Origin of the sequence: Alistipes sp. AF14-19 (genome assembly GCF_003461645.1) — a bacterium.
Lineage (GTDB): Bacteria > Bacteroidota > Bacteroidia > Bacteroidales > Rikenellaceae > Alistipes > Alistipes shahii.
In genome coordinates, this window is sequence record NZ_QTXM01000003.1 from 269,985 (window position 1) to 292,175 (window position 22,191).

Annotated in this window: 21 protein-coding genes and 1 tRNA gene; 12 read left to right on the forward strand and 10 right to left on the reverse strand. The window is 61.5% G+C overall.

Going from position 1 to position 22,191, the window contains the following annotated elements; genetic code table 11:
* Positions 1-369 precede the first annotated feature (369 nt).
* From DWW03_RS04790 to DWW03_RS04825, 8 genes are all read left to right on the forward strand, one after another.
* On the forward strand, positions 370-1,020 hold the full coding sequence (locus DWW03_RS04790) for a hypothetical protein (RefSeq protein ID WP_022061531.1): 651 nt from the start codon (positions 370-372) through the stop codon (positions 1,018-1,020).
* A gap of 134 nt (positions 1,021-1,154) precedes the next feature.
* Positions 1,155-3,695 carry an ATP-dependent helicase gene (locus DWW03_RS04795; protein WP_118406409.1) on the forward strand — a complete coding sequence of 847 codons (2,541 nt, stop codon included), beginning with the start codon at positions 1,155-1,157 and terminating at the stop codon, positions 3,693-3,695.
* Positions 3,696-3,700: 5 nt separating this feature from the next.
* Positions 3,701-4,633 carry a glycosyltransferase gene (locus tag DWW03_RS04800; RefSeq protein WP_022061708.1) on the forward strand — a complete coding sequence of 311 codons (933 nt, stop codon included), beginning with the start codon at positions 3,701-3,703 and terminating at the stop codon, positions 4,631-4,633.
* On the forward strand, positions 4,630-5,292 hold the full coding sequence (nth, locus tag DWW03_RS04805) for an endonuclease III (protein ID WP_015546965.1): 663 nt from the start codon (positions 4,630-4,632) through the stop codon (positions 5,290-5,292). The genes DWW03_RS04800 and nth overlap by 4 nt, the downstream gene beginning before the upstream one ends.
* Positions 5,289-6,065: a DUF4886 domain-containing protein gene (locus tag DWW03_RS04810; protein WP_015546966.1), complete on the forward strand. Its 777-nt coding sequence runs from the start codon at positions 5,289-5,291 to the stop codon at positions 6,063-6,065. Before nth ends, DWW03_RS04810 begins: the two co-directional genes overlap by 4 nt.
* Before the next feature lie 64 nt (positions 6,066-6,129).
* Complete coding sequence (locus tag DWW03_RS04815; protein WP_022061707.1) at positions 6,130-7,161, forward strand: DHH family phosphoesterase; 1,032 nt, start codon at positions 6,130-6,132, stop codon at positions 7,159-7,161.
* A gap of 6 nt (positions 7,162-7,167) precedes the next feature.
* Positions 7,168-8,055, forward strand: a complete 888-nt coding sequence (locus DWW03_RS04820) for a LysR family transcriptional regulator (protein WP_022061706.1) — start codon at positions 7,168-7,170, stop codon at positions 8,053-8,055.
* Positions 8,056-8,201: 146 nt separating this feature from the next.
* Complete coding sequence (locus DWW03_RS04825) at positions 8,202-9,272, forward strand: YeiH family protein (protein ID WP_015546969.1); 1,071 nt, start codon at positions 8,202-8,204, stop codon at positions 9,270-9,272.
* A gap of 8 nt (positions 9,273-9,280) precedes the next feature.
* Here DWW03_RS04825 and DWW03_RS04830 read toward each other — a convergent pair whose 3' ends face one another.
* Positions 9,281-9,844, reverse strand: coding sequence for a GNAT family N-acetyltransferase (locus DWW03_RS04830; protein WP_015546970.1), 564 nt, complete (start codon positions 9,842-9,844; stop codon positions 9,281-9,283).
* A 269-nt stretch (positions 9,845-10,113) separates the two neighbouring features.
* Here DWW03_RS04830 and DWW03_RS04835 point away from each other — a divergent pair, with 269 nt between their 5' ends.
* Entirely contained in the window at positions 10,114-10,896 is a 783-nt protein-coding gene (locus tag DWW03_RS04835; RefSeq protein WP_015546971.1) for a FecR family protein, read from the forward strand.
* A 207-nt stretch (positions 10,897-11,103) separates the two neighbouring features.
* On the opposite strand, the gene DWW03_RS04840 is transcribed toward DWW03_RS04835, so the two are convergent.
* The 9 genes from DWW03_RS04840 to DWW03_RS04885 all read right to left on the reverse strand — a co-directional run bounded on the left by DWW03_RS04840 (position 11,104) and on the right by DWW03_RS04885 (position 18,574).
* Positions 11,104-11,189, reverse strand: a tRNA-Leu gene (locus tag DWW03_RS04840).
* Positions 11,190-11,321: 132 nt separating this feature from the next.
* Complete coding sequence (locus tag DWW03_RS04845) at positions 11,322-13,307, reverse strand: S46 family peptidase (RefSeq protein ID WP_118406410.1); 1,986 nt, start codon at positions 13,305-13,307, stop codon at positions 11,322-11,324.
* Positions 13,304-13,942: a Maf family protein gene (locus DWW03_RS04850; protein WP_022061704.1), complete on the reverse strand. Its 639-nt coding sequence runs from the start codon at positions 13,940-13,942 to the stop codon at positions 13,304-13,306. The genes DWW03_RS04845 and DWW03_RS04850 overlap by 4 nt, the downstream gene beginning before the upstream one ends.
* A gap of 91 nt (positions 13,943-14,033) precedes the next feature.
* Complete coding sequence (locus tag DWW03_RS04855) at positions 14,034-14,669, reverse strand: fumarylacetoacetate hydrolase family protein (RefSeq protein ID WP_015546974.1); 636 nt, start codon at positions 14,667-14,669, stop codon at positions 14,034-14,036.
* 9 nt (positions 14,670-14,678) lie between these two features.
* Positions 14,679-14,993, reverse strand: coding sequence for a DUF3784 domain-containing protein (locus tag DWW03_RS04860; RefSeq protein WP_015546975.1), 315 nt, complete (start codon positions 14,991-14,993; stop codon positions 14,679-14,681).
* A 6-nt stretch (positions 14,994-14,999) separates the two neighbouring features.
* A complete protein-coding gene (gene lpxB, locus DWW03_RS04865) occupies positions 15,000-16,139 on the reverse strand; it encodes a lipid-A-disaccharide synthase (protein ID WP_022061703.1) in 1,140 nt (379 codons plus the stop codon).
* A gap of 143 nt (positions 16,140-16,282) precedes the next feature.
* Complete coding sequence (gene trmD, locus DWW03_RS04870) at positions 16,283-16,960, reverse strand: tRNA (guanosine(37)-N1)-methyltransferase TrmD (protein ID WP_022061702.1); 678 nt, start codon at positions 16,958-16,960, stop codon at positions 16,283-16,285.
* A 197-nt stretch (positions 16,961-17,157) separates the two neighbouring features.
* Positions 17,158-17,889, reverse strand: a complete 732-nt coding sequence (locus tag DWW03_RS04880) for an FkbM family methyltransferase (RefSeq protein WP_022061701.1) — start codon at positions 17,887-17,889, stop codon at positions 17,158-17,160.
* Between the two features lie 16 nt (positions 17,890-17,905).
* Complete coding sequence (locus tag DWW03_RS04885; RefSeq protein WP_022061700.1) at positions 17,906-18,574, reverse strand: MBL fold metallo-hydrolase; 669 nt, start codon at positions 18,572-18,574, stop codon at positions 17,906-17,908.
* A 91-nt stretch (positions 18,575-18,665) separates the two neighbouring features.
* On the opposite strand from DWW03_RS04885, the gene DWW03_RS04890 reads away from it, so the two are divergent.
* The 3 genes from DWW03_RS04890 to rlmD all read left to right on the forward strand — a co-directional run bounded on the left by DWW03_RS04890 (position 18,666) and on the right by rlmD (position 22,184).
* Positions 18,666-19,490 (forward strand): alpha/beta hydrolase, encoded by an 825-nt coding sequence (locus tag DWW03_RS04890; RefSeq protein ID WP_022061699.1) that lies wholly within the window; start codon positions 18,666-18,668, stop codon positions 19,488-19,490.
* Between the two features lie 30 nt (positions 19,491-19,520).
* Positions 19,521-20,663 carry a hypothetical protein gene (locus DWW03_RS04895; protein WP_118406430.1) on the forward strand — a complete coding sequence of 381 codons (1,143 nt, stop codon included), beginning with the start codon at positions 19,521-19,523 and terminating at the stop codon, positions 20,661-20,663.
* 111 nt (positions 20,664-20,774) lie between these two features.
* Positions 20,775-22,184, forward strand: coding sequence for a 23S rRNA (uracil(1939)-C(5))-methyltransferase RlmD (gene rlmD / locus DWW03_RS04900; RefSeq protein ID WP_015546979.1), 1,410 nt, complete (start codon positions 20,775-20,777; stop codon positions 22,182-22,184).
* Positions 22,185-22,191: the final 7 nt, after the last annotated feature.

The following is a 22,191-nucleotide window of genomic DNA, read 5'->3' on the forward strand; positions in this document are numbered from 1 at the left end:
ATTCTGTTTGTTTTTTCAATTTTGTTTTTCCAACGTTTTTTCATCGAAATTATTGCAAATTTAATAAAATAAAACCGGTAAAACAGTCCGGTTTCATCGGTTTTTTTCTATCTTGTTATCTGTTAACCCTTAATCCCGATTTTCTATGAGTAATCTCATAAGCAGGAGGGTCGATAAATCTCTCCTTTTGCATTGCAACTGGGGTTGGGATGGAAAGTACGACGGATACTTTGCCGGCAAAGCTTTCGATGCAGTGAAAGGGTGTTATTTGGCAGACGATAACGCTGCCGTTTCGCAGACGCGGGGTGCGAACACGAAGAATTACACTTGGTGGTTTCGGATCGTTACTTATAATAAACCGTAGCGATTATGAAAAAACTTGTTCTTCTACTGTGTGTTTTGTCGGCTGTCGGTTGCGTCAAATCGTATGAGGATTATTACACCCGTTCATTTGTACTTTCATATGGGAATATGAGGGGAATATCCGTTGCTATGACAGATTTCGGATTGGGGTATTCTGTCGATTTTGTTGGCGAGAGCGAATGGGATGTAGCTATGAGCGGTAAAAAGAAGGATTTCTATAATCAATTGTGCGAAAAACACAACGATGTATCTTATAATCGTCGGGTTCGGGTTTATTTTTATGATCAGGGACTCAACCCGCGGTGTTTCCGGGATTTCGTCAATCTGGAGGTGTGGAGTTCCGCCGACTGGGATGCCGAACATCCTGCGGGGACGTCGCTCAACGATCTGGCGCGCTTTTCCAGCAACACGCCCTGGCCCTATATTCAGAGCGGCTATACGCAAAAATACCATGAACAACTGAACGGTGAATATTATCCTGTCGATAAATTGATTTCGGAGCTTACGCCGGATGATATGACGCTTTTGCCCAGAGGGGGTTTTTATTTTCGGTTTGTCACCCGGCCGGCGCAGCCCGGAAAGCATACGCTTTTCGTGCGCCTGACAGCCGATGACGGAAAGGTGTTCGAGGCGAGTTGCGACGTGGAGTTTCAATAAGCGTGTCGTTGCTGTCGGGGACTGATTTCAGCGTGGGTTTTCATGTCCGCCATTTTGCGGCGCGGCGGTAAAATTTTCCGAAATCGGCGGAACTTTGTCCGAAGGGCGTGCAAAAAAGTATTAACTTTGCGGTCATGGAATCCAAAGAATCGCCGATATTACAAGGTCTGAACCCCGCCCAGCGGGATGCCGTGGTCAATTACGACTCGCCGTCGCTCATCATCGCGGGCGCGGGGTCGGGCAAGACCCGCGTGCTGACCTCGCGCATCGCATACATGATCGAGCAGGGCATTAAGCCCTGGAACATTCTGGCTCTGACCTTTACGAACAAGGCCGCCGAGTCGATGCGCGAACGCATCGCGCAGATGCTGCCCGACAACCGCAGCCGCTATATCCGCATGGGTACGTTCCACTCGGTCTTTTCGCGCATCCTGCGGGAGAACGCCGAAAAGATCGGGTTCACCGATTCGTTCACCATCTACGAACCCAGCGACTGCAAGAACCTGCTGAAGACCATCGTCCGGGAACTGAACCTTCCCGACGAGAAGTACAAGCCCAACGTGCTCTCTTCGCGTATCTCCTATGCCAAGAACTGCCTCGTCACGCCGGGCGCCTATCTGGCCAATTCGACCTGCGCGGCCGAGGACCGGCAGGCCCAGATCCCCGAATTCGGCAACATCTACAACATCTACTGCCAGCGTTGCAAGCGCAACGGCGCGATGGACTTCGATGATCTGCTTTTGCAGACCAACATCCTGTTGAGGGATTGTCCCGACGTGCTGGCCCGCTATCAGGAGCAGTTCCAATACATTCTGGTCGACGAGTATCAGGACACCAACTATGCGCAGTATACGATCATCCGCCGGCTGTCGCAGACCCATTCGAAGGTCTGCGTCGTGGGCGACGACGCGCAGTCGATCTATTCGTTCCGCGGGGCCAAGATCGAGAACATCCTCTCGTTCAAGAAGGATTATCCCTCGGCGATGGTCTTCAAGCTGGAGCAGAACTACCGTTCGACGCAGACGATCGTCGACGCGGCCAACTCGGTGATCGTCCGCAACTCGAAGCGCATGGAGAAGCATTGTTTCTCGGAGGGCGACGTGGGCGACAAAATCCGCATCCTGAAGGCATACACCGACCGCGAGGAGGCCGAAATGGTCGTTACCGATCTGCGCGACAAGGTCCGCGCGGCGGGCGACGAGTGGTCGGAGGCTGTGATTCTCTACCGCACCAACAACCAGTCGGCCGTGCTGGAGGACAACCTCCGCCGCCGGGGCATTCCCTACCGCATCTACAAGGGGTCGTCGTTCTACGACCACAAGGAGATCCGCGACATGATGGCCTATATCCGGCTGGTGATCAATCCCCGCGACGACGAGGCGTTCAAGCGCATCGTCAACTATCCGGCCCGCGGCATCGGCGACACGACCGTGCAGCGTATCGCGGCATTGGCCGCCGAGCGGGGCGTCTCGATGTGGGAGGCGGTCGACGCGCTGGTCGCCGAACCCGTCACGGACCCCGTGCAGCGCACCATCGCCCGCAAGGTGGCGGATTTCGTGGCGATGATCCGCGCGCTGTCGCTGGCGCGCAACGACAAGGGGCTGTACGATTTCGGACTGGAGATCGCCTCGCGGTCGGGCATCATCGCTGCCTACCGCACGGAGAACACCCCCGAGGCCGCTTCGGCGTTGGACAACATCGAGGAGCTGCTGAACTCGATGCAGGAGTTCAAGGAGCGGGTCGACGCCGAAATCCGGGGCGGCGAGCGTCCCGAAGAGGAGGAGGCCACCATCGAGGAGTGGCTGCAGAACATGATGCTGATGACCGACATGGATCAGGACGACCCCGACAGCAAGAACAAGGTGACGCTGATGACGGTCCATTCGGCCAAGGGGCTTGAATATAAGTATGTGTATATCGTGGGTCTGGAAGAAAACCTCTTCCCTTCGCAGCGGGCCGTCGAGTCGCCCGACGGCATCGAGGAGGAGCGCCGCCTGTTCTACGTGGCTCTGACCCGCGCCAAGGTTTCGGCGACGATCTCCTACGCCGAAATGCGTTTCAAGTGGGGCAATATGGAGTTTTCGCGTCCGAGCTGTTTCCTGCGCGAGATCGACCCCCGGTACATCGAGTCGGACGCCGATTTCGCGGAGACGCGTCCGCAGCGTCGGCCCGGCGACGACGGACCCGCGGCCATCGACGAACTGCGCCGCCGCTTCGACTACCGCTTCCAGCAGAAACAGCAGGGGGGCGGACGTTTCGGAGGCGGCGGAAACGGCGGTTCGGGCGGTTACGGAAGCCGCAGCGGTTCCGGCGGAGGTTTCGGCCGTGCGGCCGACGGCGAGTCGGGTCCCGCGCGTCGTTTCGCGCGGGCTGCGGAGTCCCGGCGTCCGGCGGCGGCTCCCGATCCGGCGCTGGTGCAGACGCCCCGGCCTTCGACCGACGGTATGCGCCGTGTCGGCGTGCGTCAGGCGATGGACGGCGGCCTTTCCTCCGGAAGTGCGGCGGCGGTGAGCGGCGAATACGTCGTGGGACAGCGCGTCGAGCACCCGAAATTCGGCGTGGGCATCGTGCAGCGCATCGAGACGCTGTCCACGGACCACAAACTCGTGGTGGCTTTCGACAATGCGGGCGAAAAGACCCTGCTGGCCAAATTTGCGAAACTGACCAAACTCTGATCGCGATGGAGACGCCGCTCGTATCGGTCTGCATGACCACCTACAACCACGAACCCTATATCGCCGAGGCCATCGAAAGCGTGCTGGCGCAGCAGACCTCGTTCGGAGTCGAACTGGTCGTGGGGGAGGATTGCAGCACGGACCGCACGGCGGCGATCTGCCGCGAATATGCGGCGAAATACCCGGACCGCATCCGGCTGGTGACCTCGCCGGAGAATGTCGGCTGGCGGGCCAACTACCGGCGGACGTTCGAGGCGTGCCGCGGGAAATACGTGGCCTACCTCGACGGCGACGACTGGTGGTGCGATCCCCGGAAATTGCAGATGCAGGCCGACCTGATGGAGTCGGACCCCGGGTGCGGCATGTGCTATACGCGCGCCTCGAACTACTGGCAGGCCTCGGACCGCACGGAACCCGACCACTCGGACCATTACACCGATTTCGGGCGTCTGCTGTGCAGCCTGACCATCGCCAACTGCGCGACGCTGGCCCGCCGGGAGTTGATCGCACGGTATTACGACGAGGTTCGTCCCGCGGAGCATCCCGAGTGGAAGACCGACGACGCCCCGATGTGGCTCTGGTTCTCGGTGCGCAGCCGCATCAGCTATCTGCCCGACATCACGGCCGTCCACCGGCGCCTGCCCGACAGCGTGAGCCACAGCACGGCCTACCGGAAACGGATCGCCTTCTGCGATTCGCTGATGGACATAAGCCTCTGGTTCGACGCCCGCTACGCTGCGGGCCGCAACCGCTTCCGCATTCTCCGGCGGCGCAGTTCGGTGGCTTTGTGGGTCCTTTCGTGGGAAGGTCCGGTCGGGGAATACGTGACGCGCTGGCGGCGCGACGTTGCGGCCTGCCCGCGCCTCGCGCTCTGTCCCGAAGGGCCGGGACTGCTGGTGAAAAAGATTCTTTTCCGACGTAAAAAACAGCATTTATGACGACCAAACAACGTTATGACGGCGTAATCGCCTGGTTTTCGGAGCATATGCCCGTGGCCGAAAGCGAACTGCACTACTCGGACCCTTATCAGCTGCTGGTGGCGGTGATCCTCTCGGCGCAGTGCACCGACAAACGGGTCAACATGACCACCCCGGCGCTGTTCGAAGCCTTTCCCACGCCGTACCACATGGCCCGCGCCACGGCCGAGGAGATTTATCCCTACATCCGGAGCATCTCCTACCCGAACAACAAGGCCAGAAACCTCGCGGGAATGGCCCGGATGCTCTGCGAGGAGTTCGGCGGCGAAGTCCCGAGCGACCTGGAGCAGATGCAGCGTCTGCCCGGCGTGGGCCGCAAGACGGCCAACGTGCTGGGGGCCGTGCTGTGGCAGAAGGAGGTGATGCCGGTCGACACGCACGTTTTCCGCGTCTCGGAGCGCATCGGGCTGACAACCCGTTCGAAAACCCCGTTGCAGACGGAGCTGACCCTCGAAAAGAACATTCCCGGCCATCTGCTGCCTCTGGCCCACCACTGGCTGATCCTCCACGGGCGTTACGTCTGCGTGGCCCGTGCCCCCAAATGCGACGAATGCGGCATTGCGACCTGGTGCCGCAAATACGCCTCCGATCACCGCCAACCTAAAACCTTGAAGATATGATGAAACTCGCTTTCCGCCTTTTGCTGATTCTGCTGCCTCTGGGCGGCATGGCCCAAACGCCGCAGGATTCCCTGCGGGTGCTGTGGGTCGGCAACAGTTTCTCCTATTGCAACGATTTGCCCGGCATGGTGCAGAAGATCGCCTCGACCCAAAAAGTAAAACTCTCCTGCACGCGCTTTCTCAAGGGCGGCGAACGCTTCTCGGGGCACCTGAAAAACAAGAAGCTGTTGCAGGCCATTGCCGACGGCGGCTGGGATTACGTCGTCCTGCAGGAGCAGAGCACGGCTCCCGCGATGCCGACCGGACAGGTGGCCCGCGAGGTCTATCCCGCGGCCCGGACGCTCGACAGTCTGGTGCATGCCGCGTCGCCCGACGCCCGGGTGATCTTCTACATGACCTGGGGGCACAAGTACGGCAACCGCAAGCCCGTGGCCGAATACCCGCTTTCGAACGGATACGAGGGGATGCAGGAGCGGCTGAAGACCAGCTACCTCGAAATGGCCTACGACAACGGCGCATGGTGCGCTCCGGTGGGCATGGCGTGGCGCGCGGTGCGCAGCGAGCGTCCCGACTGCATCCTCTACCGGCCCGACTGCTACCATCCCGCGGTTCCGGGCAGCTATCTGGCTGCCAACGTCATTTTCACGACGATCCTCCAGCGTCCCTACCAGACGGCCTTTACCGCGGAGCTTCCGGCCGAGCAGGCCGAATATCTCCAGCGTACGGCCCAGCGAACCGTGCTCGACAACCTCGTGCTGCTGAATATCCGGTAGGCCGGTTGGTTTATCGCCTGTTTTTTTCTATCTTTGTCGGGTCCACCAATGCGGACCAACCCGAATGAAGTTATCGAAAGAACATATCGAACGTCTGCGGGAGATGCTCGCCCGACCCGGGCAGCGCATCGTCGTCGTCTCCCACACCAACCCCGACGGCGACGCCGTCGGATCGTCGCTCGCATGGGCCGAGGTCCTGCGTACGATGGGACATGCGGTGACCTGCGTCGTGCCCAATAAATATCCCTATTTCCTCGACTGGATGCCCGGGATCGACGAGGTGGTGATCTTCAAGACCGACACCGAAGGGCGCGCACGGCGCGCCATCGCGGAGGCCGACATGATTTTCTGCCTCGATTTCAACGCCGTTTCGCGGCTCGAAATCCTCAGCGACACCATCGCGGCCAACACCACGGCCCGCCGCGTGCTGATCGACCATCACCTCTCGCCCGACGAGGGCTTCGACCTGATGTTCTCGCATCCCGATTCGTCGAGCACGTGTTTTCTGGTGTACAGCATCGTCGAGGCGATGTGCGGCGCCGGGGCTATCACACGCCGCATGGCCGAGTCGCTCTACGTGGGCATGATGACCGACACGGGCAATTTCGCCTTCTCGTTCCTCACCCCGGAGCTGTTCCGCGCCGTGGCCGTGCTGGTCGAGAAGGGCATCTCGATCCCCGACATTCACAACAGCGTCTACAACGCCTATACCGAGGGCCGCGCGCGGCTGTTCGGCTATGCCATCAACCGCAAGATGGAGGTGATCCAGGACGGGACGGTGGCCTACATGTCCTTGCTGGAGAACGAGATGCGCCGCTTTCAGTTCCAGCAGGGCGACAGCGAGGGATTCGTCAACTACGCCCTCACGATCAAAAAGGTCAAGATGTCGGCCATGTTTCTCGCCCACCGCAAATTCATCCGCGTGTCGCTGCGCTCGCGGGGCGACGTCGACGTCAACCTCTTCGCCCGGAAGTATTTCAGCGGCGGCGGCCACAAGAACGCCGCGGGGGGCAAGTCGTTCGTCTCGATGCAGGAGACCATCGACCACTACGTCCGTTCGGTCAGGGAGTTCGCCGACGAAGGGCATCTGGGCTGACGCCTTATGGACGATTTCCGCCTCAAGGTCTTTATCGCCGCGGCCCGGACGTTGAGTTTCACCCGGGCCGCCGAACAACTCTACATTTCGCAGCCCGCCGTCAGCAAGCATGTCGGCGAGCTGGAATCCCGTTATAAGGTGCAGCTTTTCACCCGCCGCGGCAGCCGTCTGGAGCTGACCGATGCGGGGCGTACGATGCTGGAGGCGGCCGGGCGGCTTCTCGACGACTACCGCCGCCTCGAATACGAGATGAGCCTCTGCGCCGACCAGACCGGGGGCGAACTCCGCCTCGGGGCCAGCACGACCATCGCGCAGTACCTCCTTCCGCCGATTTTGGCGCACTTCACGGCGCGCTTTCCCGGGGTGCGGGTCTCGATGTCGTCGGGCAACAGCGCCGAGGTTGAGCAGGCGTTGGGCGAACATGCCGTGGATCTGGGGCTGGTCGAGAGCCTCAGCCGCCGGCAGGGGCTGCACTACACGCTTTTCAGGCCCGACGAACTGGTGCTGGTGGCCCGTCCGGGCGGGAAATACGCCCGCCGGGAGACGGTGACGCCCGAGGAGCTGCCGCGCATCCCGCTGGTGTTGCGCGAAAGCGGCTCGGGGACGCTCGAAGTGATCGCCGCGGCCCTTGCGGCCAGAGGCATCCGTCTCTCGCAGTTCGATGTGACGATGCGCCTCGGGTCGACCGAGGGGATCAAGGCCTTCGTCCGCAACAGCGACGCCATGGCCATCGTATCGGTGATTTCGGTGGTGGATGAACTGCGCAGCGGCGCGCTGCGGATCGTCGACATCGAGGGGCTGACGCTCTCCCGCGATTTCGTTTTCGTGCATGCCGAAGCCGAACCTGCGCGTCTGGCGCGGCGGTTCATCGACTTCGCCCGGGCGGATTTCTGATTGCCGGCCCCCGGTTTCCTTATCCCTGCGTCATAACTTCAGGTTATCCCGGATAACCAAATCTTGTTTCGTATCCCGATAAAAGATGCGACCTTTGCCGTCGCAATGAAGCAAAAGTTATCGGTCGTCATTAAAATTGCAAGGATATGTTGGAAAAAGGTAACAGGGCGAACACCCTGCACGGAATTCTCCTGATCGCGCTGTTTTCGTTCGCGGCATTTTACATCGCCGAAATCCCCGTTGTCAGACGGCTCTCGTTCAGCCCCTTGATCGTCGGCATCGTGCTGGGCATGCTCTACGCCAACAGCCTGCGCAACCGGCTGCCCGAAACCTGGGTCCCGGGCATCCGGTTCTGCACGAAGCAGGTGCTGCGCTGGGGCATCGTCCTCTACGGGTTCCGCCTGACGCTGGCCCAGGTGGCGGCCGTGGGCGTGCCGGCCGTCGTCGTGGACCTGATCGTCGTGACGGTCACCATTCTGGGGGGCGTTCTGCTGGGCCGCCTGCTGAAGATCGATCGCGACACGGCGCTGATGACTTCGACGGGCAGCGCCATCTGCGGCGCGGCGGCTGTGCTGGGGGCCGAGCCGGTGGTGAAGTGCGAGGGGTACAAAACCGCCATCGCCGTCTCCACGGTCGTCATTTTCGGAACCCTCTCGATGTTTCTCTATCCGGTCATGTACCGCACGGGCATGCTCAACGGGATGACCGACACGGAAGTGGCCGTCTACACGGGCAGCACGCTGCACGAGGTGGCCCACGTGGCCGGGGCGGGCAACGCGATGGACCCCACCGATGCGCTGGGGATCGCCGGAACGGCCACCATCACCAAGATGATCCGCGTCATGCTGCTCGCGCCCGTGCTCGTGATCATGGGCTTCGTGCTGGCGGGCCGCCGGAAGGAATCCGGGGGCGAAACGGGAAAACGCAGGATCGCCGTGCCGTGGTTCGCCTTCGGGTTCATCGGGATCATCGGTCTCAATTCGCTGCTGCAAAGCCTTTGCGGGGTGGAGACGGTCCGGGAAATTCCGCTCAACGGGACCATCGAGTACGTTGATACCTTCATGCTGACGATGGCCATGACGGCGCTGGGGACCGAAACGAGCCTCGACAAATTCAGGCAGGCGGGGGCCAGGCCTTTCGTGCTGGCCGGCCTGCTCTACGTCTGGCTGGTGGCGGGCGGTTACTTCGTCACGAAATACGTGGTCGGCATGTTGTAGCGGCCGCTTTACAGTCTCGGCAGCTCCGGATTCTCGTGCTCGGAGTAGCGGAGCACCCGTTCCCGAATGAAGTCCGCGAAACCGCGGGCCTCTTCGTATGTAAGGGCCTCGGGATAGCTCATCAGCACCAGCCGGTGGGGATGGAACGGCCGCCGGAACGAGGGGTGGATATACGCGTAGGGATTGGCGACGAAACCCAGCCGCTGGTAGAAATGCTGGCGGCGGACCGAGATTTCATCCTCCGGCGGGTCGATCTCCAGAATGACGCGCCGCCCTTGGCAAAAGGCCGCGAGGGCTTTTGAACCCATGTTCTGTCCCCGCAGGCGGGGCGAGACGGCCAGATGCTCGACGTAGCGGTAATCCCCGGCGTTCCAGTGGAAGAGGATGCCGATGAACTCGTCGCCGCGCCAGATGCCGTCGGCCTCGAAATGCGGGTCGCCGAAAGCGCGGTCGTAACCCGTGCCGTCCCAGCGTTCGCAGTCGGGGAAGGAGGCTTCGTAAAGCGCCCATGCTTCGGCCCAGCCCTTGTCCGAGCGTGATTTGAACGGTATGAATCGCAGTTGCTGTGTCATGGTTTCCAATTTTCGGCAAGATACGGCAAATTTCGCATAAAACCCAATTTTCACGACTGCCCGAACGAGCCGCAGCCGCTTCTGCGGCGCCCTGCCCGTTTGCCGGGAGCGGAAAAATCCCCGGAGCTTCGGCCCGGGGATTTCCGGTTTCCGGGGGGGGCGGAAAGGGACGCTCCGAAAAAAAAAATCGCACGGCGGGGGTCGGTATCCGGAAAAGGCGTGTCTACCGGGTGAAGACAAAGAGAAAAAATCTGTTTTGTGTAAATGATATGCAGAAAGAGATAGACAGACTGATCAATTCGTACCGGAGCAACGCTTTGAGTAAGGAGGAGGCCGGTATGCTGGCGGGATGGCTGGAGGAGTCGGATGAAAACCGGGCTTATTTCAGGGAGTGTCTCGCCAGACGGGAGCTGCCCGCGTCGGCCAAGGCGGAGCGGGAATGGGCGCGTTTCGCAGCCCGCAACAAGATCCTGTTCGCTGTCCCCGAGGTCGCCGGACGGCGCCGGAGTCGGTTCCTGCGCTATGTGGCGGCGGCCGCCGTGGTTGCGGCGGGCGTTTGCGCCGTGTGGTTCTGGCAGCGCACCCCCGATGTCGCGTCCGAAGCCGGGGCCGGGGCGGAGATCAGCGCCGCACAGCCCTTGGAATACCGCACGGCGTGCGGCGAGAGGCTCGACATCGTGCTGCCCGACGGGTCGAAGGTCTGCATGAATTCCGAGGCGACGCTCACCGTGGACCCGGGATTCGGGAAGGCGACGCGCGAGATCGAGTTCGACGGCGAGGCGTTTTTCACCATTTCGCCCGACAAAAACTGTCCGTTCATCATCCACAGCGCCAACAACAACTATACGGTGCTGGGAACGTCGTTCAACCTGCAATCCTACGCCCGGGAGAATTTCGCCGTGGTGACGCTCCATACGGGGTGTTTGCAGGCGCAGGCCCGGAAGGACGTCATCATCCTCGACCCCCTCGACACGGCGATCGTCTTCTGGATCGCAGCCTCGGCCCTGTCGTTCATCCTCGCGCTGTTCGTCTCGAAGAAGTCGCACGCGTAAGAACCTTCAGACTGAAACGATGTGCGTGCGATTCGATCTCATGCGCCCTTGCGGCGTGAATCGCTATGCGCTGGCCCTTGTTGCCCGGGCGCCGGCCGGGGATGGGGCCTTGCTGTCAATGTGACGAGCGGTGCAAGTGGGGGGGCGAACAAAACGAAAATGAAAAACCGCAGCCGATTGACAATCAGCTGCGGTTTTGTTTTCGTGTGCCCAGGACAAGACTCGAACTTGCACGAACGTAATTGTTCACTACCCCCTCAAAGTAGCGTGTCTACCAATTTCACCACCTGGGCATTGCTCTCCCGAATCAACTTTCGGGAGTGCAAATATAGGCACTATTTTGCGATTCGCAAAATTTTTGCGGAAAAAACGACAAAATTTGCATGGGGACCGCCCGGGTCGTTCTGCGGCGGTCCCGGAATGCTTTATTTGAGCGTCATCTCCTTGAGCAGGTAGCCCGCTCCGCCGACACGGTCCACAACGAACAGCACGTAGCGGATGTCCACGGCGATGTTGCGGCAGATCGCAGGGTCGAAGGCGATGTCGCTCATCGTCGAACGCCACGTGCGGTCGAAATTGATGCCGATGAGTTCGCCCCCGGCGTTCAGCACCGGCGATCCCGAATTGCCGCCCGTGGTGTGGTTCGTCGCCAGGAAGCAGACCGGCACGGTCCTGCGGCCGTCGATCACCGTGCCCCAGCGGCCGTAGTTCTTCGATGCGTAGAGGTCGCGCAGCGACTGCGGAATGTCGTAGTCGTAAATTTCGGGATTGTCCTTGGCGATGATGCCGTCGAGCGTCGTCTGCGGTTTGTGGTATTCGCCGTCGGCGTACTCGTATCCGGCCACGGAGCCGTAGGCCACGCGGAGCGTCAGGTTGGCGTCGGGATAGAAGGCCCGCTCGCGGTCCCATTCGCGCAGCCCTTTTATATAAGTAGTATAAAGTTCGTTGAGGATTTTGCTGTTGAGGTTGCGCAGCGACTTGGTTCCCAGCATCCACGAGATGTGGTCGAGCATACGTTTGGTCTCTTCGCGCAGTCTGACTGCGGGTTGCATGGCCACGCTGTCGGAGCCTTCCCATACGGCCTCGAAAAGGGCGTCGGCGTAGGCTTCCGGCGATTTGTAACGGGCCATGCCTTCGGCGTAGGAGGGCGTGCGGTAAACCTTCGGGCAACGGCCGTATTCGCGGAACGCATGGCGCCAGAGCGCCTGCTCGGCGAACTTGCGCCGGGCGAAGCACTCTTCGGCCCGTTCTTCGGGGGTGTAGGCTGCCGGCAGCGTCGAGAGCGTTTCGCGCGTGATTTCGTAAGCGAAATAGGCGTCCATGATCCGGTCGTACTCGGCGCGCAGGCCCATCACTACGCCGGCGTATTCGGGACGTCCCACGGACCACAGTCCGAACTGCGTCTCGTAATCGAATTTCGCTGCGACGGTTCCGCGGCGGTCGATGCCCAGCGCTTCGCCCTGCCATTTTTTCCAGGCGTTGGCGATCGAGGCGTGCTTGGCGGCGTAGTGGATGCGCAGCGCGGGGTCGGACTCCTGCGCTTTGGTGATGATGTCGAGACGGCCCGTGCGGATGGCGATCTTGGCCGGGTCGGAACGCTCGGCGATGTAGGCCACGGCGTCGGAGAGGATGTACTCCTGCGTGTTGCCCGGGAAACCGTAGATCATCGTGAAATCGCCCTCTTTAACCCCTTTCGTGGATATGCTGAAGTGTTTTTTCGGACGGTAGGGGACGTTCTGGGGCGAGTAGGCCGCCGGACGGTTGTCCTTCGAAGCGTAGACGCGGAACATCGAGAAATCGCCCGTGTGGCGGGGCCAGATCCAGTTGTCGGTGTCGCCGCCGAACTTGCCGATCGACGAGGGCGGCGCGGCCACCAGGCGCACGTCGTCGAACTGCTCGTAGACGAACAGGAACTGCTGGTTGCCGTAGTACATCTGTTCGACCGAGGCTTTGTAGCCCGTGCCTTCGGCCTTGGCTTTTTCGACGATCTGCGCGGCCGTCTCGCCCGCGGCGATCCGGTCGGTCACCTCCTCCATGCGGACGAGGAAGCGGACCCAGAGTTTTTCGTTGGGCAGCTCCTCGGCCCGCGACATGGCCCAGAAACCGTTGGTCAGGTAGTCGTGCTCGACGGTCGAATGTTTCTGGATGGCGTCGTAGCCGCAGTGGTGGTTGGTGAGCAGCAGGCCTTCGGGCGAAATGAGTTCGCCCGTACAGCCGCCGTTGAAAAGTACGACGGCGTCTTTCATCGAGGCCTTGTTGATCGAGTAGATGTCTTCGGCCGTGAGGCGGAAGCCTTTTGCACGCATGTCGTCGATGCGTTCGGAGATCAGGCTCGGGAGCCACATGCCCTCGTCGGCCAGCGAAGGCAGGAGGGCAAGGGCGGCGAGCAGGGTCAGCAGGGTGCGTTTCATGGATTCAAAAATTTATCTAATTCGGTGTATACTTTCTGGACGGGAAGTCCCATGACGTTGTAGAACGAGCCTTCGATGCGCTCGATGGCGGCGTAGCCGATCCACTCCTGAATGCCGTATGCCCCGGCTTTGTCGAAGGGTTGGAAGGTGTCGACATAGTAGGCGATCTCCTCGTCGGTGAGCGTGCGGAACCAGACATAGGTCAGCGAAGTGAAGTGGGTCATCCGCGCGGCGGAGCGCAGGGTGACGCCGGTTGTGACCAGATGATGCGCGCCCGACAGGATTTTCAGCATGCGGCGGGCGTCGTCGCGGTCGCGGGGTTTGCCGAGAATCTTCCCTCCGTGCCATGTCGAGCCTTCGGCCGTCATCCGGAATTCGCCGCCGGCCAGCACAACGGTGTCGGCCGTGAGCAGGATGTCGTTTTCGAGCAACGGAACCGGATAGGCTTCGCTTTTGAGCGTCGAGAGGTACTCCGAAACGCCGATAAGCGGAAGGTCGTCGGGATAGGTCTCCTCGCAGTCGAATTTTTCGGCCAGCTCGTAGGGCAACCCGCAGCCGGTCATCAGCTCCCGCCGCCGCGGCGACTGCGACGCCAGCAGCAGGCGGTAGGGTTTGAGTTTGTCGTTGAGCAGCATGTATAAAGGTGAAAAATTAAAGGTGAAAGGTGAAAAGTTTTACGGAGCGGTTCTGCTTTTTTTCGATTTCGGAACAATCGTTTTTCAAGGTTCATCTGATGTCGAAATTTAACAGTTCGCGTCCTTCGAGCGCAGCGCGCAGTGTGTCGCCGGGGCGGACGGGGCCCACGCCGGCTGGCGTTCCGGTGTAGAGCAGGTCGCCCATGCGCAGGGTCATGTATCGCGACACCGTGGCGATGATCCGGTCGACCGTGAAGAGCATTTCCGCCGTGTCGCCTCTCTGGCGGCGCTCCCCGTTCACGTCGAGCGTGAAGTGCAGCCGCTGCACGTCGCCGCCCAGCTCCTGCAAGGAGACGAATTCCGGCGAGATTGCCGCCGAGCGGTCGAAAGCCTTGCAGCTCTCCCACGGAAGCCCCTCGGCGATGGCCCGCCGCTGGAGGTCGCGGGCCGTGAAGTCGATGCCCAGTCCCACCTCGTCGTAATAGCGGTGGGCGAAACGCTCGGCGATGGCCTTGCCCACGCGGTTGATCCGCACCACCAGTTCGCATTCGTAGTGCACCTCCTGCGAGAACGACGGGATGTAAAACGGGTCGTTGTTGCGCAGCAGCGCCGTGTCGGGCTTGAGGAAGAACATCGGTTCCTCGGGGAGTTTCCCGCTGTCGTTGAGCTGTTCGTGCAACTCGGCGGCATGTTCGGCGTAGTTGCGGCCTATGCAGATGATTTTCATGCTCTCTCCTTATTTATTGTGGTCGTAGCGCTGTGCCCGGACCACCATCCAGATCACGTAAACCGGCAGGTAGACAGCGAGGATTATGGAAAAAGCCTCCTGTTGGCCGGTCAGTTCGAGTATTGTTGTAAATAAAATCAATAAACCTCCGATTATCACCAGGTGTCGTCGCATGAACGACGAAAGACCGTCGATGTCGACGTTTTTGCGTTTCTCCTTCGGCAGGGTGTTGTAACCCGAGATCAGCATCGGGAACCGTTTGACCAGCAGGCCGCATACGATTACAAATGCTCCGGCGAGCAGAGGAGCGAGCGGGTCGTTCATCGGAAGCTATTTTATTTTCTGTGCGTGTAGTTCTGCGACCATCCGTGCCGCAAACCGTTCGCTGGCTCCCGGGCCTCCGATGATCGTTTTCAGTTCGCCGAAGTCGGCGAGCATCTTTCCGCGCTTGCTGCCGCCGCGCAGGATCGCCCGCAGCTCGCGTTCGGCGCGGTCGACCGAGAAATCCGACTGGATGATCTCGGCGACGGCCTCGCGCCCCAGGTTCAGGTTCACGAGCGACACCCAGGGGACCTTCAGCACGTAGGGCCGCAGCCAGACCTGCCACCACACCGTGCGGTAGACCACCACTTCGGGAATGCCCAGCAGGGCCGTTTCGAGCGTCGCCGTGCCCGACGTCACCACGGCCGCCTCGGCCGCCGCAAGCGTCTCGTAGGTCTGGTCGCAGACGTAGCGGATGTCGCTTCCGGCTGTGTATTGTTCGTAAAGCGCCCGGTCGAGCCATGCGACGCCCGCCACCACGAACTGGCGCTCGGGGAATTTTCGCGACAGCGCGGCCATCAGCGGCAGGTTGTCGCGGATCTCGTTCCGGCGGCTGCCGGCCAGCAGGGCGACGATCGGGCGTTGGTCGAGGGAGTTGCGGCGGCGGAACTCCTCGGGCGTCGGGAGCGTCGTCCGCCGGGCCTCGATGGCGTCGACGAGCGGGTTGCCCTCGAAAACGGGCGTGATGCCGTGTTTCGGGAAATAGGTGCGCTCGAAGGGGAAGATGATGAAGAGCCGGTCGACGTATCTGCGGATCGCCTTCACCCGCCATTCGCGCCACGCCCAGACCTTCGGGGCGATGTAATAGAAGGTGCGGATGCCGTGCTCTTTGGCCCAGCGGGCCATCTTCATGTTGAATCCCGGATAGTCCACCAGAATCAGCACGTCGGGGGCGAACTCCGCCACGTCGGCCTGACACTCCCGCATCTGCCGCCGGATGGTCCCGAGGTTCTTCAGCACCTGCACGATGCCGAAGAACGAGGTCTCCCGGTAGTGTTTGCGCTGGTTCTCCGCGCCGCCCGCCGCGGCCATGCAGTCCCCGCCCCAGAAGCGGAATTCCGCCCCGGGATCGGCTTTTTGCAGCCCTCGGATCAGGTTTGCGCCGTGCAGGTCGCCCGAAGGCTCCCCGGCGATGAGGTAGTATTTCATCTTTTCGATTTTATAGGGCGCCTTTTGCCCTGCCTCGTCCTTCGCAAAAGGGAAATACACTGGTATGTCCCTTCTGCGTCGGCCTTCGTTATGTCAAAATCCGCTCCTCTAAAATCAAAAAGTGCGGGAGCGTAAGGGGGCTGCTATTCGTTGAGCAGGTCGGGGCGCAGGCGCTTGGTGCGTTCGTAGGCCTCGTTGTCCTGCCATTTGGCGATCTCGGCGAAGTTGCCCGACAGCAGCACGTCGGGGACCCGCCAGCCGCGGAACTCCGCCGGCCGCGTGTAGACCGGGGGAGCCAGCAGGTTGTCCTGGAACGAGTCCGTGAGGGCCGACGCCTCGTCGCCGATGGCCCCGGGGATGATCCGCACGACCGAGTCGGCGATGATGCAGGCCGCCAGCTCGCCGCCCGTCAGCACGTAGTCGCCGATCGAGATCTCGCGCGTTACGAGGTGCTCGCGGATGCGGTGGTCGATACCCTTGTAATGGCCGCAGAGGATGATGATGTTTTCCAGTGTCGAGAGGCGGTTGGCCTCGTGCTGGTCGTAGCGGATGCCGTCGGGCGAGGTGTAGATGATTTCGTCGTACGGCCGTTCCGACTGGAGCTTCTCGACCAGTTCGAAGACCGGTTCGCACTTCATAACCATTCCCGCCTCGCCGCCGAACGGATAGTCGTCGGTGGTCTTGCGGCGGTCGTGGGCATAGTCGTGCAGGTTGTGGACGACGATTTCGACCAGCCCTTTGTCCTGCGCCCGCTTGAGAATCGACTCGTTGAGCGGCGAGGTCAGGAGTTCGGGAACCGAGGTGATGATGTCAATGCGCATGGCGATTCATAATTCATAAGTAATCAAGTTGTTATTCTGCTCTGATTCTGGTTCCCGACCGCCGTATTCGTCGTCTTCGACGCCGTTTGCAAGTCTGACCCCATCCCAAACCCTTCCCTCGGGGAAGGGCTTGGTGCCGCTGTGCGGCAAAATCGGAGCTTCCGACCCTCGGAGCAAAATATAATTACCATTCATAGTCAGTTTCCGGGGCGGAAGATGATGTCTTTCGACGAGTCGTCCGTCAGCGGGATCTCCCGTCCGCGGTCGAGCGTGTAACCCGTGTAGCCCAGTTCGGTGAAGAGCGCGACGATCTGCGGGCGGTTTTCGCCGCCCGTTTCGATCAGCACCGTGGGGCGGTGACGCTCCAGCAGGGGGCGCATTTCCCGCATCACGATGACCTCGTAACCCTCGATGTCGCATTTGATGAAGTCGAGGCGCTCCAGTTTGCCGAACAGTTCGCTGCCGCGGCGCATCTGGGCCGTGAACTCCACGTCGGCTCGGCCGCCGGCGTCGTTTACGAAGTTCTGCCCCGTGCCGAAGTAGCCCGTCTCGCGCGCCGAGTCGTTGGCCATCACGATGGGTTTCGACTCCGTGCCCAGGGCGTAGGGAAGTATTTCGGTGTTGGCGCAGCGGCGGAGGTTGCGGCTCAGCACCTTGCGGATCGGGGCCACCGGTTCCACGGCGTAGACCTTGCCCGCGGGGCCTGCGAGGCGGGAGATCGTGCGGGCGTAGTAGCCGAGGTTGGCGCCGATGTCGATGCATGTGTCGCCCGCGCGGACCAGCTTCGGCAGGTGGTAGACGTACTCCGTGGCAGGGGCCTCGCGTCCGATGCCCAGCCGCTGCCAGAGGAAGAACAGCCGGCTCACGGCGCGCAGGTAGCCTTCTAACGGCAGGGTGCGGTAGAGAATCTTATGGATGAATTTCCCCAATTTCAATTTTTAATTTTTAGTTCCGGTAGTTGATCTCCTCGTTCAGCACCTCGACGATGAAGGGGTTGTAGAGCGTTTCGTGGCCGATCGTCGACTCGGGACCGTGGCCGGGATAGATGTGCACCTCCTCGCCCAGCGGAATCAGCGAGTCGAGGATCGAGCGCATGATCCACGAATAGTCGCCGCCCGGCAGGTCGGTGCGGCCGATCGACTCGCGGAAAAGCGTGTCGCCCGTGAAGAGCGATTTCGAGTCCGGCTCGTACAGCGCCACATGGCCGGGGGTGTGGCCGGGGGTGCGGATCACGCGCAGGGCGGTGTTGCCGAAACGCACTTCGGACAGGGTGTCCAGGTCGAGGTCCGCCGCGGGCATCGCGCCGATCTTCACGCCGAAGACCGAACCGCTCGTCGCTGCGTTGTCCAGCAGGAACCGGTCCTTCGACGAGAGGGCGAAGGGGATGCCGTAGCGCTGTTTGAGGTGCTCGACGCCCAGCGTGTGGTCGAAATGGCCGTGGGTGTTGACCGCCATGACGGGTTTCAGCCCGTGCTCGGCGATGAAGTTGTCCAGCGCGGCGTCCTCGCGCGGGTTGCTGTTTCCGGCGTCGATGACGATGCACGCTTTGGTGTCGTCCCAGACGACGTAGGTGTTTTCCTGTATCGGATTGAATTGCAGGCAGGCGATTTTCATAATGATGGCTGTTTTAATGCAGTCGGTTTTGCAAAGATAGTGTTTTTTACGGGATTTTACCTATCTTTATGACCCAAAACGACCTGATTCCATGAAACGATTTTTTGCGCTTTTCGCGGCTCTGACCCTGCTCTGCACGGGGATTTCGGCCCAGACGGCCGCCTGCCGGACCGAAACCGGCATTGCCTACCGCGACGCGGCGGGCGACGGCTATGTCGATTCGCTTTGCCGGCTGGACATTTGCTGGCCGGCGGATAGGAAGGGATTTCCGACCGTCGTGTGGTTCCACGGCGGGGGACTGACCGGCGGGCGGCGCGAGATTCCGAAAGCGTTGTGCGGCAAAGGATTCGCCGTGGTGGGCGTGGATTACCGCCTCGCTCCGCGCGTGAAGGTCTCCGACTGCGTGGCGGATGCCGCCGCTGCGGCCGCTTGGGTGGTGAAAAACATTGCTTCCTACGGCGGCGACCCGCGGCTGATCTTCATCGCCGGACATTCGGCGGGCGGTTACCTGACTTCGATGATCGGGCTGGACAAACGCTGGATGGCGCCCTACGGCATCGACCCCGACACGGCGTTCGCGGCGCTGATCCCTTACAGCGGGCAGGTCGTGACCCATTTCGCGCGACGCCGCGAAATGGGGATTCCCGATACGCAGGTGGTCGTGGACGACATGGCGCCGCTGAACTACATACGTCCCGACTGCCCGCCGATCCTGATCCTCTCGGGCGACCGCGGGCGGGAGATGTTGGGCCGCTACGAGGAGAACGCCTATTTCTGGCGCATGATGCAGGTGGTGGGGCATCCCGACGTCGAGATCCGGGAATTCGACGGGTTCGACCACGGCAACATGCCCCAGGCGGGCCATTACGTCGCGGTGCGCTACATCCGCGACTTTGTGAAAAAACTGGAAAGGTAATTGCGGGCCGGACCCGTAAACGGAATGACGATGAACGGATGGATGAAACTGGCGGCCGCGCTTTTCGCCGCGGTGTCGTTTGCGGGGTGTTCGCTGCTGAAGGTGGCCGTGGCCACGGGCGACCCTCTGTCGAAGGAGCAGATGAACGTGCGGACCATGACGCGCGGCTTTTACTACGACATGGCCGGCGAGGTGGCCCGTGCGGCCGACTCGATCGTCGCTGCGTCGCCCGACGTGAATGTGCGCGTAGCGGCCGTGCGGTGGAAGATCCGCGCCACGCGCGCCGGGGTGACCGCCGCCATGCAGGGCATTCCCGACGTGGCGCTGGCCGACCTGTGGATTCTGTGCCGCCGCATGAACGAGGGTTTCGCCCAGGCGCCCGATTCGCTGCTGTTCGGTCTTCAGAGCGATATCGCCCGCGACGCCGCCCTGCGGCTCGACCGCCGGGCCGGAAGGCTCGCCCGGCAGGTGCTTCCGGACGACCGCTATGCGCTGATGGAGCGGTTCGTTACGGACTACGTGCGCGACAACCCCGCCTCCGAGGGCGACGAGACCGACAACACGACCCTCGCGTGGCTGGAATACCTCCGGGCGGCCGGCGTCGAACAGGATTACGCCACCGGCTCGATCGCCGAGGTGCTGGCCGACGTCAACGACCGGCTGAGCGGCCAGACCCAGCAGGTGACCAACAGTGTGAGCTGGTCGAAGGACATCTTCGAGATGCGGCTCCGGCAGGACAGCCTGCGCCTGCAGGTCGGGGCGCAGCTCGATTCGCTGGAACGCAGTTTCAACCGTATCGTGGTCGTCGCCGAGCACCTGCCCGAGATTTCGGACAAGGTGCTGGAGGAGCTGAACCGGCAGGCCACGCAGCTCATCTGGACGATGAACGCTTCGGTGGACAACGCTTTCGCCGACTTCGATCGCCAGCGCGGCGAGTTGCAGCAATACGTTACGCGTGAGCGCGAGGCGTTGGTCGAACAGTTGCGGGCGACGGGCGACGAACTGGTCCGGACGACGCTCGACGCCGTGCCGGGGCTTGTCGGCAAAATCCTGCTCTACGTCGTGCTGGCGCTTGCGGTGCTGATCGGCGGGCCTTTCGCGCTGGGCTTCTGGCTGGGCGGCGTGCGGGCCAAAGCCCGAATTAAAAATGAAAAATTGAAAATGAAAAATTAAGCGTTGACGGTTCCGTATGATGGTTCCGATACGTTTTGCGGGGAAATAATTTTGAATTATGAATTTTGAATTATGAATTGTTTTTAACTTTGCACGCAAAGTTAAAAACCGATGGCAAGAAAGAAAGCGAACTATCCCCTCGTCGAGGGGCTTGAAATAACGACCCTCGCGGCCGAGGGCAAGGCCATGGGCCGCTGGAACGACGTGGTGGTCTTCGTTCCGCTGACCGTTCCGGGCGACGTGGTCGACGTGCAGATCCGCTCCAAACGCCGCCGCTTCATGGAGGGCTTCGTGGTCCGCTATGTGAAGAAATCGCCCCTGCGGGCCGAGGCGTTCTGCGAGCATTTCGGCGTCTGCGGCGGCTGCAAGTGGCAGAACCTGCCCTACGGGGAGCAGCTGCGCTTCAAGACCGATCAGGTCCGCGACCAGCTGACGCGCATCGGCAAGATCGAGCTGCCGGAGATCGCGCCCTGCCTCGGCTCGGCCGAGACGCAGTTCTACCGCAACAAACTCGAATTCACCTTCGCCGACCGCCGCTGGCTGACGCGCGAGGAGATCGAGTCGGCGGGCGACATCGGCGACGCGCCGGCCGTGGGATTCCACATCCCGGGGATGTTCGACAAGGTGCTGGACATCCGCAAATGCTGGTTGCAGCCCGACCCGTCGAACGGCATCCGCATGGAGGCCAAGCGGTTCTGCGTGGAGAACGGCTACACGTTCCACAACGCCCGTTCGCACGAGGGGCTGATGCGCAACATGATCGTCCGCACGGCCTCGACGGGCGAGGTGATGGTGATCGTGGTCTTCAACAGCGACGACCGGCCCCGCATCACGGCCCTGATGGACCATCTGGCGGCCAAATTCCCGGAGATCACCTCCCTGTTCTATATCGTCAATACGAAGTTCAACGACTCGGTGGGCGACCTCGACCCGGTCTGCTACCGCGGCAAGGACCATATCATCGAGGAGATGGAGGAACTGCGCTTCAAGGTGGGACCCAAGTCGTTCTACCAGACCAATTCCGCGCAGGCCTACGAACTTTATAAGGTGGCCCGCGACTTTGCCGACCTCCGGCCGGGCGACGTGCTTTACGACCTCTACACCGGGACGGGAACCATCGCCAACTTCTGCGCCGCGCGTTGCGCCCGGGTGGTGGGCGTGGAGTACGTCCCCGAAGCCATCGCCGACGCCAAGGTCAATTCGGAATTGAACGGCATCGAAAATACGGTCTTTTACGCCGGGGACATGAAGGCGGTGCTCGACGACGGATTCGTCGCCGCGAACGGCCGTCCCGACGTGATCATCCTCGACCCGCCGCGCGCGGGCGTCGACGAACCGGTGATCGAAGTCATCCTGCGCGCCGCGCCCGAACGGATCGTCTATGTGAGCTGCAATCCCGCCACGCAGGCCCGCGACCTCCAGCTGATGGACGCCGCCTACCGCGTCGAGGCCGTGCAGCCCGTCGACATGTTTCCCCACACGCACCATGTGGAGAACGTCGTGAAGCTCGTGCGGCGGTAAACGGCGC

What these genes read in the sequence shown, in the direction of transcription:
- DWW03_RS04855 (WP_015546974.1), bottom strand. Translation starts at nt 14,669, where the DNA reads ATGAAAATCATCTGCATAGGCCGCAACTACGCCGAACATGCCGCCGAG.
- DWW03_RS04790 (WP_022061531.1), top strand. Translation starts at nt 370, where the DNA reads ATGAAAAAACTTGTTCTTCTACTGTGTGTTTTGTCGGCTGTCGGTTGC.
- DWW03_RS04845 (WP_118406410.1), bottom strand. Translation starts at nt 13,307, where the DNA reads ATGAAACGCACCCTGCTGACCCTGCTCGCCGCCCTTGCCCTCCTGCCT.
- DWW03_RS04800 (WP_022061708.1), top strand. Translation starts at nt 3,701, where the DNA reads ATGGAGACGCCGCTCGTATCGGTCTGCATGACCACCTACAACCACGAA.
- DWW03_RS04820 (WP_022061706.1), top strand. Translation starts at nt 7,168, where the DNA reads ATGGACGATTTCCGCCTCAAGGTCTTTATCGCCGCGGCCCGGACGTTG.
- DWW03_RS04895 (WP_118406430.1), top strand. Translation starts at nt 19,521, where the DNA reads ATGAACGGATGGATGAAACTGGCGGCCGCGCTTTTCGCCGCGGTGTCG.
- DWW03_RS04830 (WP_015546970.1), bottom strand. Translation starts at nt 9,844, where the DNA reads ATGACACAGCAACTGCGATTCATACCGTTCAAATCACGCTCGGACAAG.
- trmD (WP_022061702.1), bottom strand. Translation starts at nt 16,960, where the DNA reads ATGCGCATTGACATCATCACCTCGGTTCCCGAACTCCTGACCTCGCCG.
- DWW03_RS04890 (WP_022061699.1), top strand. Translation starts at nt 18,666, where the DNA reads ATGAAACGATTTTTTGCGCTTTTCGCGGCTCTGACCCTGCTCTGCACG.
- lpxB (WP_022061703.1), bottom strand. Translation starts at nt 16,139, where the DNA reads ATGAAATACTACCTCATCGCCGGGGAGCCTTCGGGCGACCTGCACGGC.
- DWW03_RS04815 (WP_022061707.1), top strand. Translation starts at nt 6,130, where the DNA reads ATGAAGTTATCGAAAGAACATATCGAACGTCTGCGGGAGATGCTCGCC.
- rlmD (WP_015546979.1), top strand. Translation starts at nt 20,775, where the DNA reads ATGGCAAGAAAGAAAGCGAACTATCCCCTCGTCGAGGGGCTTGAAATA.
- DWW03_RS04860 (WP_015546975.1), bottom strand. Translation starts at nt 14,993, where the DNA reads ATGAACGACCCGCTCGCTCCTCTGCTCGCCGGAGCATTTGTAATCGTA.
- DWW03_RS04825 (WP_015546969.1), top strand. Translation starts at nt 8,202, where the DNA reads ATGTTGGAAAAAGGTAACAGGGCGAACACCCTGCACGGAATTCTCCTG.
- DWW03_RS04835 (WP_015546971.1), top strand. Translation starts at nt 10,114, where the DNA reads ATGCAGAAAGAGATAGACAGACTGATCAATTCGTACCGGAGCAACGCT.
- DWW03_RS04810 (WP_015546966.1), top strand. Translation starts at nt 5,289, where the DNA reads ATGATGAAACTCGCTTTCCGCCTTTTGCTGATTCTGCTGCCTCTGGGC.
- DWW03_RS04885 (WP_022061700.1), bottom strand. Translation starts at nt 18,574, where the DNA reads ATGAAAATCGCCTGCCTGCAATTCAATCCGATACAGGAAAACACCTAC.
- DWW03_RS04850 (WP_022061704.1), bottom strand. Translation starts at nt 13,942, where the DNA reads ATGCTGCTCAACGACAAACTCAAACCCTACCGCCTGCTGCTGGCGTCG.
- DWW03_RS04795 (WP_118406409.1), top strand. Translation starts at nt 1,155, where the DNA reads ATGGAATCCAAAGAATCGCCGATATTACAAGGTCTGAACCCCGCCCAG.
- nth (WP_015546965.1), top strand. Translation starts at nt 4,630, where the DNA reads ATGACGACCAAACAACGTTATGACGGCGTAATCGCCTGGTTTTCGGAG.